Source organism: Nocardioides sp. JCM 18998, assembly GCF_055391535.1.
Genome location: NZ_AP043886.1, coordinates 109,915 through 125,215, shown reverse-complemented (window position 1 = coordinate 125,215; position 15,301 = coordinate 109,915). Strand labels below are relative to the sequence as shown.

The window sequence follows — 15,301 nt, the reverse complement described above, 5'->3', positions numbered from 1 at the left end:
CACCCCTCGAAAGGAGCCTCTGATGTCACTCGCCCCGCACCCCGCCAGGGCCGGTCTGCCGCTGCGGATCGCCCGTTGGAGCGCGACCCACCCCTGGCGCGCCGTCGGCGCCTGGTTCGCGTTCGTCGTCATCGCCGTCGGCCTGGCGATCGCCATCCCGACGGTCAACACCAACGACGCCGACTACGACACCGGAGACTCCGGTCGCGCCGCCGCCCTCGTCCGAGACGCCGGCATGGAGGCGCCCGACACCGAGAGCATCCTGGTGACCGGTGGCACGGCGCCGCAGCGCGCGGCCGCCGCCGCGGAGGCCGCCCGGAGCGCCCACGGACTGCCCGGGGTGGCCGACGTGAACGCCCCGGTGGCCAGCCCCGACGGCAGCGCCGAGCTCGTGAGCGTGGACCTCGAGAAGGGCACCGATGACGTCAGTGCGCTGCAGGCGGCCACCGACACGGTGCAGAAGGCACACCCGGAGCTGAAGGTCCGCCAGACCGGCGACGTGTCGGTCGACGCAGCGGTCGGCGACCGGGTGAACCAGGACCTGTCCTCCGCCGAGATCACCAGCCTGCCGGTGACGCTGATCCTGATGCTGCTGGCCTTCGGCGCGCTGATCGCCGCCGGCATCCCGGTGCTGGTGGCGCTGACCAGCGTCGCGGCCACGATCGGGCTGATGGCGCCGATCTCGCACCTGATCCACGCGGACGAGTCGGTCAGCAGCATGATCGTGCTGATCGGCATGGCGGTGGGTGTCGACTACTCGCTGTTCTACCTCAAGCGGGAGCGCGCCGAGCGCGCGGCCGGTCGCAGCACCATCGACGCCGTCGAGATCGCCGCAGCGACCTCGGGCCACTCGATCCTGATCTCCGGCGGTGCCGTGATCGCCGCGATGGCCGGTCTGTTCCTCGTCGGCAACGTCACCTTCGACTCGCTGGCCGGCGGCGCCATCGTGGTCGTCGCGGTGGCGGTGCTCGGCTCCATCACGGTGCTGCCCGCGCTGCTCGGTGGCCTCGGTCGTTGGGTCGACCGTCCGCGGATCCCGCTGCTGTGGCGCCTCACCCGTCGCGCAGGCACCGGCGCCGTCAGCTCGCGGATCCTCGCTCCGGTGGTCCGGCACCCGGTCGCGGCGCTCGTCGCCGGCTCGGTGATCGTGCTGGGCCTCGCCGCCCCTGCCGTGGGGATGAAGATCCATCAGGCCAACCTGGCCACCCTGCCGCAGTCGATCCCGCAGGTGCAGACCTACCGTGACATCGAGGCGGCCTTCCCCTCGCAGCTGGTCGGCGCCGACGTGGTGGTGCCCGTGCCCACGGGCCAGGCCGATGCGGTCCGCGCCGAGCTGACCGAGCTCGCGGCCGCCGCGGGGAAGACCTCGGACTTCGAGACCGGGCCCGCCGACATCCGGATGGCGAAGGACGGCAGCGTCGCCGTCCTCGACCTCACCACGCACTACACCGACGACGACCCGCGGGCCGACGACGCGATGCTGCACCTGCGTGACCGGCTCGTCCCCGACGTCCTCGGCAGCAGGACCGCGTACGTCGGCGGCGAGATCGCCGAGGGCTACGACTCCACGCACCAGCTGCACCAGCGGTTGCCGTGGGTGATCGGCCTGGTGCTGCTGCTCACCGTCCTGATGATGGGGCTCGCGTTCCGCAGCATCGCGCTGGCCCTGCTGACCTGCGTGCTCAACCTGGCCTCGGTCGGGGTGGCCTTCGGAGTGCTGACGCTGGTCTTCCAGCACGGCTTCCTGTCGGGTGCCCTCGGCTTCACCTCGCCGGGATTCATCATCGACTGGCTGCCGCTGTTCGTGATGGTGGTGCTGGTCGGGCTCTCGATGGACTACCACGTCTTCGTGCTCAGCCGGGTGCGTGAGCACGTCCGGGCCGGACTGCCGCCGCGGCTCGCGGTGCAGCGGGGCATCGCCGACACCTCGGGCGTGGTGACCAGTGCGGCAGCGGTGATGGTCTCGGTCTTCGCGATCTTCGCAACGCTGAGCATGCTGGAGATGAAGACCCTGGGCGTCGGCCTGGCGGTCGCGATCTTCCTCGACGCCACGCTGGTGCGTCAGGTGCTGCTCCCCGCGGCGCTGGTGATGCTGGGGGAGAAGGCCTGGTGGCCGGGCAAGGTCGCGGCGCCGCTCGGCTCCCGGGTCGAGGAGCCGGTCCTGGTGGCCACGGAGGCCTGAGGAGCAGCTCCGGCTCAGAGATCCTGCACGATGCGCGGGTTGGCCCCTGGCTTCAGCCAGTGGGCCAACCAGTGCATCGATCGCGGGTTGCCGACCTGGGTGCAGCCCTCGGTCGGCGACCACGGCTGTCCCGGCTTCGAGGTGTGGTAGAAGATCCCGCTGCCCTTGCCGGGCACGGGTGCCGGGCCCCGGCCGGGCGTGACGCGGGAGTTGTTGTAGCTGGTCCACCAGCCCCACCGCATCGAGGGCCGATCGCCACTCGTCACCCCCGGTACCTCGATCCAGGTGTTGTAGCTCGGTCCGGCGGCCGAGGAGACGATGGAGGTCGGGTTGCGTTTGCGCCACGGCATGGCGCCGGGACGGGTGCTGGTGGAGAAGGTGATGGCGATCTTGAGCACGCCGACGGGGGAGCGCATGTCGCCCTCGTGGGTCTTTCCCCAGCCGCGGACGCCGATGGTGGAGCGGAACTGGCGCAGCAGCGTCCACGCGCCCGCTCGCTTCTCCCACGCCTGGGTGACGGTGCAGTAGACCTCGTGGCACCAGCGCCGCGAGGAGATCGTACGGACCACCTGGGTGGTGCTCGCCGGCACGATCTCGGCGAACGCGGGGCGCTGCGGATGGGCCAGCGGCGCCGGCGCCGCCGACGCCGAGGGCCCGAGCAGGGCGATGAGCGAGGTGAGGGCGATGGCCACGAGCCCGAGGCGTCTCATGCCTGGCATCGTGCCACGCGGGTCGCCGGATCGTGCCGCGCACGATTCGGTCCTGCGCGCGTGCGCTGTTAATCTTCTCCGGTTGCCGTCTAACGGCCGCGGATAGTAGTGCCCCGGTGAACAGGCCCGGGCGCGCCGCGCAACAAGTCGAGAGGAGCCCCGTATGTCGATCGGTACCGACGCGGAGACCAAGAAGAAGATCATCGCTGAGTACGGCAAGTCTGAGGGTGACACCGGTTCGCCGGAGGTCCAGATCGCGCTGCTCTCGCACCGCATCAGCCACCTCACCGAGCACCTCAAGCAGCACAAGCACGACCACCACAGCCGTCGTGGTCTGCTGCTGCTCGTCGGCCAGCGCCGTCGTCTGCTCAACTACCTGCAGAAGACCGAGATCGAGCGCTACCGTTCGATCGTCGAGCGTCTCGGCCTGCGCCGTTGATCTCTGCTTGATCATCAAGCGTCCGAACAGGCGGTTCCCCTCGGGGAGCCGCCTGTTCTGTTTTTGTCGGCGCGAATCGGTAGGCTGGGGCCGTACACGCAAAGTCCATTTCCCGGGGGCGAGACGCCCCTGAACGTATGACAAGAGAAAATCCTGTGACTGAACCCGTCATCTCCGCGGTCGAGACCGTTCTCGACAACGGCAAGTTCGGCAAGCGCACGGTCAAGTTCGAGACCGGCCTCCTCGCTCGCCAGGCCGCCGGCTCCGTGACCGCCTACCTGGACGACGACACCATGCTGCTGTCGGCCACCACCGTCTCGAAGCAGCCGAAGGACCACTTCGACTTCTTCCCCCTGACCATCGACGTCGAGGAGCGGATGTACGCCGCGGGCAAGATCCCCGGCTCGTTCTTCCGCTCCGAGGGTCGCCCCGGTGAGGACGCGATCCTCGCCTGCCGCCTCATCGACCGCCCGCTGCGCCCGACCTTCAAGAAGGGTCTGCGCAACGAGGTCCAGGTCGTCATCACCGTGATGGCCCTCAACCCCGACGCCCCCTACGACGTGCTGGCGATCAACGCCGCGTCGATGTCGACCCAGCTGTCCGGCCTGCCGTTCTCCGGCCCGGTCGGCGGCGTGCGCGTCGCCCTGATCGACGGCCAGTGGGTCGCCTTCCCGTCCCACAGCCAGCTCGAGAACGCCGTCTTCGACATGGTCGTCGCCGGCCGCGTCACCGAGACCGGCGACGTCGCCGTCATGATGGTCGAGGCCGAGGCCACCGAGCAGGTCTTCGACCTCATCGCCGGTGGCGCCCAGGCGCCGACCGAGCCGGTCGTCGCCAGCGGCCTCGACGCCGCCAAGCCGTTCATCAAGCAGCTCGTCGAGGCCCAGGCCGAGCTCGCCAAGCAGGCCGCCAAGCCGGTCGCCGAGTACCCGATCTTCCTGGACTACCAGGACGACGTGTACGACGCGGTCGAGGGTGCTGTCGGCGCCGACGTCGCCGCCGCGCTGCAGATCGGCCCGAAGCAGGAGCGCGAGGCCAAGCTCGACGAGATCAAGGCCGCCCTGCTCGACCGGATCGGCGCCCAGTTCGAGGGCCGCGAGGGCGAGATCGGCGCTGCCTACCGCAGCGTCAACAAGAAGCTCGTGCGCGAGCGCGTGCTGCGCGACAAGGTCCGCATCGACGGCCGAGGCCTGGCCGACATCCGTCCGCTGCACGCCGAGGTCGAGATCCTCCCGCGCGTCCACGGATCGGCGCTGTTCGAGCGTGGCGAGACCCAGATCCTGGGTGTCACCACGCTCGACATGCTCAAGATGGAGCAGCAGCTCGACACGCTGTCGCCGGAGAAGAACCGGCGCTACATGCACAAGTACATCTTCCCGCCGTTCTCGACCGGCGAGACCGGCCGTGTCGGCTCCCCGAAGCGTCGCGAGGTCGGCCACGGCGCGCTCGCGCGTCGCGCCCTCCTCCCGGTCCTGCCCTCGCGCGAGGAATTCCCCTACGCGATCCGCCAGCTCTCCGAGGCGATGGGCTCCAACGGCTCCACCTCGATGGGCTCGGTCTGCGCCTCGACACTGTCGCTGCTCCAGGCCGGCGTCCCGCTGAAGGCTCCGGTCGCCGGCATCGCGATGGGTCTGATCTCGGGTGAGGTCGACGGCAAGACCGAGTACGTCGCGCTGACCGACATCCTCGGCGCCGAGGACGCGTACGGCGACATGGACTTCAAGGTCGCCGGCACGCCGGAGTTCGTCACCGCGCTCCAGCTCGACACCAAGCTCGACGGCATCCCGGCCGAGGTCCTCGCTGCGGCCCTCAACCAGGCCAAGGACGCCCGTACGGCCATCCTCAGCGTGATGAACGAGGCCATCTCGGTCCCGGAGGAGATGTCGGTCCACGCGCCGCGCATCATCACCGTCAAGGTCCCGGTCGACAAGATCGGCGAGGTCATCGGCCCGAAGGGCAAGGTGATCAACCAGATCCAGGACGACACCGGCGCGACCCTCTCCATCGAGGACGACGGCACCGTCTACATCGGCGCGACCAACGGCGAGGCCGCAGAAGCAGCTCGGGCCGCCGTGAACGCGATCGCCAACCCGACGATGCCCGAGGTCGGCGAGCGCTACCTCGGCACCGTCGTGAAGACGACCAACTTCGGCGCCTTCGTCTCCCTGCTCCCGGGCAAGGACGGCCTGCTTCACATCACGAAGCTCAAGGCGCTCAACGACGGCAAGCGGATCGAGTCCGTCGAGGACGTCGTCGAGGTCGGCCAGAAGATCCAGGTCGAGATCGTCGAGATCGACGACCGCGGCAAGCTCTCGCTGGCTCCGGTCGTCGAGGACGCCGAGGGTGCTTCGGGCGCGGAGTCTGAGGGCTCGAGCGAGGAGTGACCTCCCACGACAGCAGCACCCGGACGGCCGGTCGGCAGGAAACTGCCGGCCGGCCGTCCGGCTCTGCCGCCCCGCTGCCCGATCTGACCCGCTCGGGTGCCGCCCAGCCGGCCGGCACCACCTGGGAGCTCGAGCCGGGTGTGCATCGCACGGTCCTGGCCAGCGGCCTGCGGATCGTCACCGAGGAGATGCCGACCGTCCGTTCGGCGGCCGTCGGCGTCTGGGTCGGCACCGGTTCGCGCGACGAGACGACCGCGCCCGGCGTGCCGACCACGCACGGCTGCTCGCACTTCCTGGAGCACCTGCTCTTCAAGGGCACCCCGGAGCGCACCGCACTCGACATCTCGGTGGCGCTCGACGCCGTCGGCGGTGAGTTCAACGCCTTCACCGCCAAGGAGTACACCTGCTTCCACGCGCGGGTCCTCGACGAGGACCTGCCGCTGGCGGTGGACATCATCGGCGACATGATCACCTCCTCGCTGATCAGCGATGACGACGTCGAGGCGGAGCGTGACGTGATCCTCGACGAGATCGCGATGCACGACGACGACCCCGACGACGTGGTCCACAACCTGTTCGCCGAGCAGACCTGGGGCGCGGACACGCCGCTGGGCCGGGGGATCGCCGGCACGGTCGAGTCGATCGAGGGGATGACCCGCGACCAGATCGTCGCCTTCTACCGGGAGCACTACCGCCCCGAGAACGTCGTCATCTCGGCGGCGGGCAACCTCTCGCACCGCGCCGTCGTCGAGCTGGTCGAGCGGTTCTTCGCGCGCAGCGGCTTCCTCGACGGCGCCGCCGCCCCGATCCCGCCGCGGTCCGGCTCGCCGCTGGCCGTGCACGGCGGGGAGGTGCGGGTCACCAAGCCGTACGAGCAGGTCAACCTCGTGCTCGGCATGGAGGGCCTGTGGCGCGACGACGAGCGCCGGTTCGCGCTGGGCATCGTCAACGCGGCCCTCGGCGGCGGTACGTCCTCACGGCTCTTCCAGGAGGTGCGCGAGCACCGCGGCCTGGCCTACTCGGTCTACTCCTTCGCCGGGGCGCACGCCGAGAGCGGCGTCGTGGGCGTGGGCGTCGGCTGTCTGCCCAGCAAGGTCGACCAGGTGCTCGAGGTGGTCCGCGCCGAGCTGCGCAGCGTCGCGTCCGACGGTGTCACTCCCGAGGAGCTCGCTCGTGGCAAGGGCCAGCTCCGGGGCGGGCTCGTGCTCGGCCTCGAGGACCCGGCCTCGCGGATGTCGCGGCTCGGCAAGGCCGAGCTGGTGCACGACTCGCTGCTCACCATCGACCAGGTCCTGGACCGGATCGCCGGTGTGACGGTGGAGGAGTGCCAGGCCGTCGCGGAGCTGTTCGCACGCCCGGAGATCCTGGCGATCGTCGGCCCGCAGTAGGTCGAGAGGTCACTTCTTGCAGGTCGAGTGTCCGGTACGCCGGACACTCACCCGTCGAGAAGTGACCTCTCGACGGGTGATTCGCTCGATCAGCGCTTGCCGATGATGCCGACGGCAGCCGGCTGCTGCGAGTCGATGATCGAGACCCGGAAGCCGGCCGCGACCAGCTGCTTGGAGGTCTTCTCGATCATCTCGGGGACCTGGTCGCGGCGGGTCGCCTCGAAGAAGATGAAGACGCTGCCGCCGGGCAGGATGCGCTCGTGCAGCAGGGCGAGCTCGGCACTCGCGTCACGCACCCAGAACAGGTTGACGTTGAACGCGAAGACCTTGTGCAGCCGCTTCACCGGCACGCGCAGGGTCGCCAGATCGATCTGACGCACCGTCAGGCGACCCGCGTCGATGTACTTGGCGCACCGCCGCTTCGTACGGTCGACGCCCGACTCCGAGCGGTCGATCGCGAACAGCTTGCCGGTCACGAGGCGGCTGCAGATCAGCTCCGCGCCGGCACCCGGACCACACCCGATCTCGAGGATGTGGTCGCTGGGCTGGATGTCCATGAAATCCACCGCCCAGCGGATCCGCGCCGGAATCGTCTGCACCACCATGGGGGCAAGCCTGCCAGATCCACGCGAGTGATGCGCGCACCGGTCCTTGATCAGGACGGCTGAGCAGCCCGGTAGGTTAGGCGGGTGATCAAGGTGGGCGTGCTGGGCGCACGGGGCAAGGTCGGTTCGGAGATCTGCACGGCGGTCGACGCCGCCGAGGATCTGACGCTCGTCGCGGGCATCGACGCGGGCGACCCGATCTCCGGTCTCTCCGAGGCAGGGGCCCAGGTCGTCGTCGACTTCACCCACCCCGACGTGGTGATGGCCAACCTGGAGTACTGCATCAAGAACGGCATCCATGCCGTCGTCGGTACGACCGGCTTCACCGACGACCGTCTCGACGCGCTGCGCGGCTGGCTGGCCGAGGCGCCCGGCGTGGGCGTCCTGATCGCCCCCAACTTCTCCATCGGCGCGATCCTGATGATGCGCTTCGCCGCGATCGCCGCGCCGTTCTACGAGTCGGTCGAGGTGCTGGAGCTGCACCACCCGACGAAGGCCGACGCGCCCTCGGGCACGGCGCGGCGTACGGCCGAGCTCATCGCCGCCGCCCGTCGCGACGCCGGAGTCGGCCCGGTGCCGGACGCCACCAGCGACGGCGCCAGCCTCCAGGGCGCCCGCGGCGCGGTCGTGGACGGCATCCACGTCCACGGTCTGCGGATCCGGGGCATGATCGCCCACCAGGAGGTCGTCCTCGGCGGGCCGGGGGAGACCCTCACCATCCGGCACGACTCGATGGACCGGGCCTCGTTCGTCCCGGGCGTGCTGACCGGCGTCCGGGCCATCGGGGAGCACACCGGCCTCACGGTCGGCCTCGAGCACTTCCTCAACCTGGACTGAGGTCGCAGACGACAGAAGCCCCGGCCGAGCGGCCGGGGCTTCTGCGCGATGTCGGATCAGCGGTACGTGTCGGGGAGCTCCTCGCCGAGGCGGCGCTGCGGGCGCGGCTGGCGGATCCAGCGCAGCTGCAGCGCGCGGGCGAGCAGGTACCAGGTCAGGCCGCGGGTGCTCTGGCCCGGGAAGCGCTTGGCCAGCTGACGGCGCATCTGCACGGTGAGCAGCAGCAGGTTGATCGCGACCACCACGATGTAGACGGTGGTGAAGTTGCTGAGGGCGCGAGCCATGCTGGTCGAGGAGACGAAGCCGCCGACCAGGGTCAGGATCACGACCGGGAGCGCCCACTCGGAGAAGGTGATCTTCACGTCGACGAAGTCACGCACGAAGCGCCGCACCGGGCCCTTGTCGCGGGCCGGCAGGTAACGGTCGTCGCCGGTCTTCAGCGCGGTGCGCATCCGCTCCATGTTCTGCGCCCGGCCCGCGCGGTCGACCGCGCCGCCCTTGCTGCCGCTCGCGGACGCCTTGGCGCGGGCCTTGGCCGCGGCCTCGGCCTCCTTGCGCGACGGCGTCGGGCGACCCTTGCCGCCGGGCTGGGGGTCGGCGGAGACGGTGTCGGCGGGGGACTCGGCGGCGGACTTGCGACGGAACACGGAGGTGCCTTCTGGTACGGGACGGTTTCGCGGAGCAGCCTACCGGCGTACGGCGGGGATCCGTTGGTCGCGGCTTGCGTTCCGCAATAGGGTGAACTCACCCCGGGTCACCGGGTCCAGATCCCGCAGAGAGGCAGTCGTCGTCCCATGAGTCTGATGAAGCGCATGAGCCTGATCTTCAAGGCGAAGGCGAACAAGGCCCTCGACAAGGCCGAGGACCCGCGCGAGGTCCTGGACTACAGCTACCAGAAGCAGCTCGAGCTGCTCACCAACGTGCGCAAGGGCGTCGCCGACGTCGCGACCAGCCGCAAGCGTGTCGAGCTGCAGATCAACCAGCTGCAGCAGCAGTCCGACAAGCTCCAGGGGCAGGCGCAGCAGGCGATCAACGTCAACCGCGAGGACCTCGCGCGCGAGGCGCTGACCCGCAAGTCCGGCCTCGCCCAGCAGATCACGGACCTCCAGACCCAGCACGCCAACCTTCAGGGGGAGGAGGAGAAGCTGATCCTCGCCCAGCAGCGGCTGCAGGCCAAGGTCGAGGCCTTCCGCACCAAGAAGGAGACCATCAAGGCCACCTACACGGCCGCCGAGGCGCAGACCAAGATCAACAGCGCCGTCGCCGGCATCGGCGAGGAGATGGGTGACATCGGGCTGGCCATGCAGCGTGCCGAGGACAAGACCGCGGAGATGCAGGCCCGCGCCGGCGCCGTCGACGAGCTCCTCGCCTCGGGTGCGCTCGACGACCTCACCGCTGCTCCGGGTGACGACATCGCCCGCCAGCTCGACGCCCTGAGCAGCCAGTCCGACGTCGAGGCCGAGCTCGCCAAGCTCAAGGGCCTCGACGCCCCCGCCGCACCGCAGGCGATCTCGCAGGGCGAGGGCGCCACGGCCGCGCCGATCGACGTCACCGCGACCGAGACCAAGCCGGAGGCGCAGCAGTGATCGTCCGGATCCTGGCCGAGGGTCAGTACGACGTCTCCGACGCCGCGATCGATCAGCTCAACGAGCTCGACGCCGCGGTGGAGGCCGCTGTGGCCGCGGACGACGAGGGTGCCTTCCGGGTGGCCCTTGCCGCGCTGCTCGACGGGGTGCGCACCGTCGGCGCCCCGCACGCGGACGACGACATCGCCGAGTCCGACCTGATCCTGCCGCCGGGCGACGCGACGATGGACGAGGTCCGAGAGATGCTCGCCGACGACGGGCTGATCCCGGGCTGACATGGCGCGCACTCGCTTCGCACCGGATCGCGGGCTGACCACCCGGATGACCACGGTGATGTTCCTGCTCGGCGCGGTCTTCGTCGCCCTCATCGTCGCCGTGATGTTCCTGCTGCCAGCCCAGTGGGCGCCCATCATCGCCCTCATCGGCCTCGGGGTCGCCTGGTGGCAGTGGTACAACTCCGACACCGTCGCGATGAAGGCGATGCGGGCCCGCGAGGTCGACGCCCACCAGGCACCGGAGCTGTACGGCATGGTCCAGCGGCTCTGCACCCTGGCCGATATGCCGATGCCGCGCATCGGCATCGCCGACACCGACCTGCCGAACGCGTTCGCCACCGGCCGCTCGCCCAGCCGGGCGGTGGTCGTGGTGACCACCGGGATCATGCAGCGGCTCGACGCGGAGGAGCTGGAAGGTGTGCTCGCCCACGAGCTCTCCCACGTCGCCCATCGTGACGTCCTGGTGATGACGGTGGCGTCCAGCGCCGGCATCATCGCCGGGGGCCTGACCCGAGGTGCCCAGTACGGCATGCTCTTCGGGGGTGGCGACCGGCGCGACCGCAACGACAACAACAACGGCGTCCCGGTCTGGCTGCTCGTGCTGGTGCTGTCCCTGGTGGTCTACGCGATCAGCTTCGTGCTGTTGCGGCTGCTGTCGCGCTACCGCGAGCTCGCGGCCGATCGTGCGGGCGCGCAGCTGACCATGAAGCCCCGTGCGCTGGCCAGCGCACTGCAGAAGATCACCGGCGAGATCAACCGGATCCCACAGCAGGACCTGCGCGCCGCCCAGCCCATGAACGCCTTCTTCATCGCCCCGGCCGCCGCCGGCGTCTCGCTGAGCACCCTCACCTCCACCCACCCGTCGCTGGAGCAGCGGCTGGCCCAGCTCGCCCGGATCGAGGCCGAGCTCGGCCGGCCCAACCCCTGACCGGAGCCACCACAGCATGAGCTTCTGGACCACCATCACCGGCCGCAGCAAGCCCAAGCAGGCCAACCTCGACGCCCTCTTCGGCGTGCCGTCGGCGGCGCTGACGCTGCAGAGCGCGCTCGGCTTCGTGCCGACCGGCGACGGCGCGGTCTGCTACCGCGCCGCCGCCGGTGCTGGCTTCGCCGACGCCCAGCAGGACCTGGTCGCGCTGATCGGTCAGGGCGAGGGCGCCCCGAAGGTCACCACCCAGTCCGACGGCTTCGGCTTCACCTGGCTTCTCGTGGACAACGAGCCGCTCGATCCGCAGAACCCCGACCTGACCGGTCTCTGCACCGACCTGCACGCGGTGAACACCACCCTGGAGATGGACGGGTTCGGCCCCGGCCTGCTGTGCTCGCTGATCCCGTTCCAGGACTCGGCGGGCCGCCGGGTCGCCCTGGTCTACCTCTACAAGCAGGGCACGTTCTACCCGTTCGCGCCGACAGGGGCGGACAAGCGCGACAACCTGCTCGAGATCCAGGTCCGCGACACCCTCCAGCACGAGCTCCGGCTCGAGGACGATCTGGGTCGTTGGATGGCGCTCTGGGGGGCTCCGGGACTGTGATCCCGCCCCGACCCGGGCCGTTGGTCCTGGTCAGGAAGCCGTCAGGAAGCGTCGATCTCGGAAACTCAGCCTTGTCTTTGCATCGCTCACGGCTTTCTTTCAGGCAGTCCCGAAAGGCTCCTCACGTCCGAACGAACGTGAAGAGGTGGCAGTGCAGTGAAGCGCAGGTTGCTGGGGCTGAAGAAGCGGCCCGGGAAGCGGGGCTTGGCGATCCTGATCGCCGTCCTGGTGGTGATCGGCGGCAGCGGCGCCTGGCTGCTGACCCGTAGCGACGACGCCGGAACGGCCACGCCGCTCACGGCCCAGGCCAGCTCCGGCACCGTCAAGCAGACGGTGAGCGCTTCCGGGACGCTCGAGCCTGCCAAGACCGCCGACCTGGACTTCGCCGTCGCCGGCACCGTCACGAAGGTGTACGTCAAGGCCGGCGACACGGTGACCAAGGGCCAGGCGATCGCCGCCGTGGACAACAGTGCGCTGCTCGCCTCCCGCGACGCCGCCGAGGCGTCGTACGACGCCGCGGTGACGCAGCACTCGACCGATGTCTCGGCGGGCGCCTCCGACGTCCAGCTCGCGGCCGACTCGACCGCCGTGCTGTCTGCCAAGTCGCAGCTCGCCTCCGCGGTGCAGGACGTCAAGGACGCCGTGCTCCGCTCCACCATCGCGGGCACGGTCTCCACGATCGACCTCGCCGTGGGCGACATCGTCAGCGGCTCCGGATCCAACTCCGGATCCAACTCCGCATCCAGCGGCACCGGCCTGTCCAACGCGGCGAGCACGAGCACCACGAGCTCCAGCGCGGTGACGGTCAACTCCACCAACAAGTTCGTCGTCTCGGCGACCGTCTCGGCCGACGACGCCGCGAAGGTGAAGAAGGGCATGCAGGCCCAGATCACCCTGACCGGCGCCAGCGACGCGATCTACGGCACCGTCTCTTCGGTCGGCTTGGTCGCGGAGACCAGCAGCAGCGGTGCGGCGGCCTTCCCGGTCGACATCGCCGTCACCGGCGCGCAGAAGAACGTCTACGCCGGCACCAGCGCCACCGCCTCCATCACGGTCAAGCAGACCGCGAACGTGCTCACGGTCAACAGCCGGGCGATCCAGACGGACTCCGCGAGCAACGCGACCTACGTGATGAAGATGGTCGACGGCAAGGCCGTGAAGACCACCGTCAAGGTGGGCACCGTCTACGGCACGACCACCGAGATCACCTCGGGTCTCGCCGACGGCGACACCGTCCAGATCCCGGGCGCCACCATCCCGTCCGGCTCCGGCAGCACGGGGAACCGCAACGGCAGCGGTGGCGGGAACTTCCCGAGCGGCGGCCAGATGCCAGACTTCAGCAACTTCGGCGGCGGCAGCGGCGGCTTCCCCGGTGGTGGCCAGTGACCGGCCCCACGACCACCGACCTCACGACCGCGGACAGCGCGGAGGCCGTGGTCGATCTCGCCGGCATCCGCAAGACCTACCGCAGCGGGAGCATCGAGTTCGAGGCCCTGCGCGGCATCGACATCCGGATCAACCAGGGCGAGTACGTCGCCGTGATCGGCCCGTCCGGGTCGGGCAAGTCCACGCTGATGAACATCCTCGGCTGCCTCGACATCCCCACCGAGGGGACCTACCACCTCGGCGGCGAGGACGTCTCGACGATGTCCGAGGCCCAGCTTGCGCACGTACGCAACCGCCGGATCGGCTTCGTCTTCCAGCAGTTCCACCTGCTGACCTCGCTGCCCGCATGGCGCAACGTGGAGCTGCCGCTCATCTACGCCGGCGTCGGCCGGGCCGAGCGCCGTGCCCGGGCCGTACGCGCCCTGGAGCGGGTGGGGCTCGGCGACCGCGTCGAGAACCGTCCCGGTGAGCTCTCCGGCGGCCAGCAGCAGCGCGTCGCGGTGGCGCGTGCCCTGGTCACCGAGCCGGACATGATCCTGGCCGACGAGCCGACCGGAAACCTCGACTCGGCCTCGACGGAGGCCGTGCTCGGCCTGCTCGACGAGCTGCACGAGGCCGGTCGCACCATCGTGCTCATCACCCACGAGCACGAGGTCGCCGCCCGCGCGGAGCGCAACCTGGTCATCCGCGACGGCGAGATCACCGCTGACGCCCTCGTTGCGGTGGGAGGTGCGGCGGTATGAACTGGCTCGAGACCTTCCGGGCCGGCGGGGACGCGATCCGCGCCCACCGGCTGCGCAGCATCCTGACGATGCTCGGCATCGTCATCGGCATCTCCTCGGTGATCCTCACCGTAGGCCTGGGTCAGGGCGCCCAGGATCAGGTGAAGAGCCAGATCAGCGCGCTCGGCTCGAATCTGCTGATCGTCTCGCCGGGCTCGTCGACCAGCTCGACCGGCGTGCGCGGCGGCTTCGGCTCGGCGTCCACGCTGACCCTGCAGGACGCCGAGGCGATCGGTGACGCGACGGCTGCGCCGGACGTCAAGCAGGTCGCCGCCCAGACCTCGACCAACGCCTCGCTGGTCAACGGCACCACCAACTGGACGACCTCGGTCGTCGGCACCACGACCACCTGGCCGGAGGTGCGCAAGCGGACCCTGTCCACCGGCCGGTTCTTCACCGAGTCCGAGGTGACGAGCGCCGCGCACGTGGTCGTGCTCGGCTCCGAGACCGCCAGCGAGCTCTTCGCCGGCCCGGTCAGCCCGGTCGGTCAGAGCGTGACCGTGGACGGCACCCAGCTCACCGTGATCGGCGTGCTGGCCGCGAGCGGCGCCTCGTCGAACGGCAGCGACGAGGACGACCAGGCGATCACGCCGATGACCACGGCCAAGCAGCTCTCCGGGTCGACGAACGCCTCGGTCTCCACCATCTACGTCGAGGCGAAGAGCGAGAAGTCGCTCTCCGCGGCCTACCAGGAGATCACCGCTCTGCTGACCAACCTGCACGGCGTCACCTCCGCCGAGGCCGACTTCTCGATCTCGAGTCAGGAGTCTCTGGTCGCGACGGCCAACTCGACGAACAAGACCATGACGGTGCTGCTGGCCGGCATCGCCGCCATCTCGCTGCTCGTCGGCGGCATCGGCGTCATGAACATCATGCTGGTCTCGGTCACCGAGCGGATCCGCGAGATCGGTCTGCGCAAGGCGCTCGGCGCGGCCCCGAAGGTGATCCGCCGCCAGTTCCTGGTGGAGGCCTCGTTGCTCGGCCTGGCCGGAGGCGTGGTCGGCGTGCTGATCGCCGTGGTCGGCGCCCAGGTGCTGCCCTCGATGATCGACCAGCCCGTGTCGCTCTCCCTGCTGGCCACCTCCGGCGCCCTCGTCACGTCCTTCGTCCTCGGCATCGGCTTCGGCGTCTACCCCGCCAGCCGCGCCGCCCGTCTCACCCCCATCGACGCTCTGCGTTCGGAGTAAGGAACCAC

General features: G+C 70.0%; 15 protein-coding genes. 12 read left to right on the top strand and 3 right to left on the bottom strand.

Annotation, left to right across the window (positions count from 1 at the left end):
* The first annotated feature begins 22 nt into the window (after positions 1-22).
* The gene (locus tag ACZ5L9_RS00610; RefSeq protein ID WP_464532349.1) at positions 23-2,182 is read left to right on the top strand and encodes an MMPL family transporter; all 2,160 of its coding nucleotides are present in this window, start codon (positions 23-25) and stop codon (positions 2,180-2,182) included.
* Positions 2,183-2,196: 14 nt separating this feature from the next.
* Here ACZ5L9_RS00610 and ACZ5L9_RS00605 read toward each other — a convergent pair whose 3' ends face one another.
* Positions 2,197-2,892 carry a L,D-transpeptidase family protein gene (locus ACZ5L9_RS00605; RefSeq protein ID WP_464532347.1) on the bottom strand — a complete coding sequence of 232 codons (696 nt, stop codon included), beginning with the start codon at positions 2,890-2,892 and terminating at the stop codon, positions 2,197-2,199.
* Between the two features lie 163 nt (positions 2,893-3,055).
* Here ACZ5L9_RS00605 and rpsO point away from each other — a divergent pair, with 163 nt between their 5' ends.
* From rpsO to ACZ5L9_RS00590, 3 genes are all read left to right on the top strand, one after another.
* Positions 3,056-3,331, top strand: a complete 276-nt coding sequence (gene rpsO / locus ACZ5L9_RS00600; protein ID WP_224125380.1) for a 30S ribosomal protein S15 — start codon at positions 3,056-3,058, stop codon at positions 3,329-3,331.
* Between the two features lie 155 nt (positions 3,332-3,486).
* Positions 3,487-5,715, top strand: coding sequence for a polyribonucleotide nucleotidyltransferase (locus ACZ5L9_RS00595; protein ID WP_464532344.1), 2,229 nt, complete (start codon positions 3,487-3,489; stop codon positions 5,713-5,715).
* On the top strand, positions 5,712-7,103 hold the full coding sequence (locus ACZ5L9_RS00590) for a M16 family metallopeptidase (RefSeq protein WP_464532342.1): 1,392 nt from the start codon (positions 5,712-5,714) through the stop codon (positions 7,101-7,103). Before ACZ5L9_RS00595 ends, ACZ5L9_RS00590 begins: the two co-directional genes overlap by 4 nt.
* An 89-nt stretch (positions 7,104-7,192) precedes the next feature.
* On the opposite strand, the gene ACZ5L9_RS00585 is transcribed toward ACZ5L9_RS00590, so the two are convergent.
* Positions 7,193-7,708, bottom strand: a complete 516-nt coding sequence (locus tag ACZ5L9_RS00585) for a class I SAM-dependent methyltransferase (RefSeq protein ID WP_464532340.1) — start codon at positions 7,706-7,708, stop codon at positions 7,193-7,195.
* A gap of 84 nt (positions 7,709-7,792) precedes the next feature.
* Between ACZ5L9_RS00585 and dapB the strand changes: the two genes are divergently transcribed.
* Positions 7,793-8,545, top strand: a complete 753-nt coding sequence (dapB, locus tag ACZ5L9_RS00580) for a 4-hydroxy-tetrahydrodipicolinate reductase (protein WP_464532338.1) — start codon at positions 7,793-7,795, stop codon at positions 8,543-8,545.
* A 56-nt stretch (positions 8,546-8,601) separates the two neighbouring features.
* On the opposite strand, the gene ACZ5L9_RS00575 is transcribed toward dapB, so the two are convergent.
* Positions 8,602-9,192 carry a DUF3043 domain-containing protein gene (locus ACZ5L9_RS00575; RefSeq protein WP_464532336.1) on the bottom strand — a complete coding sequence of 197 codons (591 nt, stop codon included), beginning with the start codon at positions 9,190-9,192 and terminating at the stop codon, positions 8,602-8,604.
* A 147-nt stretch (positions 9,193-9,339) separates the two neighbouring features.
* Here ACZ5L9_RS00575 and ACZ5L9_RS00570 point away from each other — a divergent pair, with 147 nt between their 5' ends.
* The 7 genes from ACZ5L9_RS00570 (at position 9,340) to ACZ5L9_RS00540 (ending at position 15,293) form a co-directional block, all read left to right on the top strand.
* Positions 9,340-10,131: a PspA/IM30 family protein gene (locus ACZ5L9_RS00570; RefSeq protein ID WP_464532334.1), complete on the top strand. Its 792-nt coding sequence runs from the start codon at positions 9,340-9,342 to the stop codon at positions 10,129-10,131.
* Positions 10,128-10,406 carry a PspA-associated protein PspAA gene (pspAA, locus tag ACZ5L9_RS00565; protein WP_464532332.1) on the top strand — a complete coding sequence of 93 codons (279 nt, stop codon included), beginning with the start codon at positions 10,128-10,130 and terminating at the stop codon, positions 10,404-10,406. Before ACZ5L9_RS00570 ends, pspAA begins: the two co-directional genes overlap by 4 nt.
* Position 10,407: 1 nt before the next feature.
* Positions 10,408-11,334: a zinc metalloprotease HtpX gene (gene htpX / locus ACZ5L9_RS00560; RefSeq protein ID WP_464532330.1), complete on the top strand. Its 927-nt coding sequence runs from the start codon at positions 10,408-10,410 to the stop codon at positions 11,332-11,334.
* Between the two features lie 16 nt (positions 11,335-11,350).
* The gene (gene pspAB, locus ACZ5L9_RS00555; protein ID WP_464532327.1) at positions 11,351-11,938 is read left to right on the top strand and encodes a PspA-associated protein PspAB; all 588 of its coding nucleotides are present in this window, start codon (positions 11,351-11,353) and stop codon (positions 11,936-11,938) included.
* Between the two features lie 156 nt (positions 11,939-12,094).
* The gene (locus tag ACZ5L9_RS00550; RefSeq protein WP_464532324.1) at positions 12,095-13,324 is read left to right on the top strand and encodes an efflux RND transporter periplasmic adaptor subunit; all 1,230 of its coding nucleotides are present in this window, start codon (positions 12,095-12,097) and stop codon (positions 13,322-13,324) included.
* Positions 13,321-14,067: an ABC transporter ATP-binding protein gene (locus ACZ5L9_RS00545; RefSeq protein ID WP_464532322.1), complete on the top strand. Its 747-nt coding sequence runs from the start codon at positions 13,321-13,323 to the stop codon at positions 14,065-14,067. The genes ACZ5L9_RS00550 and ACZ5L9_RS00545 overlap by 4 nt, the downstream gene beginning before the upstream one ends.
* The gene (locus ACZ5L9_RS00540) at positions 14,064-15,293 is read left to right on the top strand and encodes an ABC transporter permease (protein WP_464532319.1); all 1,230 of its coding nucleotides are present in this window, start codon (positions 14,064-14,066) and stop codon (positions 15,291-15,293) included. The genes ACZ5L9_RS00545 and ACZ5L9_RS00540 overlap by 4 nt, the downstream gene beginning before the upstream one ends.
* Positions 15,294-15,301 lie beyond the last annotated feature (8 nt).

What these genes read in the sequence shown, in the direction of transcription:
- ACZ5L9_RS00610 (WP_464532349.1), top strand. Translation starts at nt 23, where the DNA reads ATGTCACTCGCCCCGCACCCCGCCAGGGCCGGTCTGCCGCTGCGGATC.
- ACZ5L9_RS00605 (WP_464532347.1), bottom strand. Translation starts at nt 2,892, where the DNA reads ATGAGACGCCTCGGGCTCGTGGCCATCGCCCTCACCTCGCTCATCGCC.
- rpsO (WP_224125380.1), top strand. Translation starts at nt 3,056, where the DNA reads ATGTCGATCGGTACCGACGCGGAGACCAAGAAGAAGATCATCGCTGAG.
- ACZ5L9_RS00585 (WP_464532340.1), bottom strand. Translation starts at nt 7,708, where the DNA reads ATGGTGGTGCAGACGATTCCGGCGCGGATCCGCTGGGCGGTGGATTTC.
- ACZ5L9_RS00570 (WP_464532334.1), top strand. Translation starts at nt 9,340, where the DNA reads ATGAGTCTGATGAAGCGCATGAGCCTGATCTTCAAGGCGAAGGCGAAC.
- htpX (WP_464532330.1), top strand. Translation starts at nt 10,408, where the DNA reads ATGGCGCGCACTCGCTTCGCACCGGATCGCGGGCTGACCACCCGGATG.
- pspAB (WP_464532327.1), top strand. Translation starts at nt 11,351, where the DNA reads ATGAGCTTCTGGACCACCATCACCGGCCGCAGCAAGCCCAAGCAGGCC.
- ACZ5L9_RS00540 (WP_464532319.1), top strand. Translation starts at nt 14,064, where the DNA reads ATGAACTGGCTCGAGACCTTCCGGGCCGGCGGGGACGCGATCCGCGCC.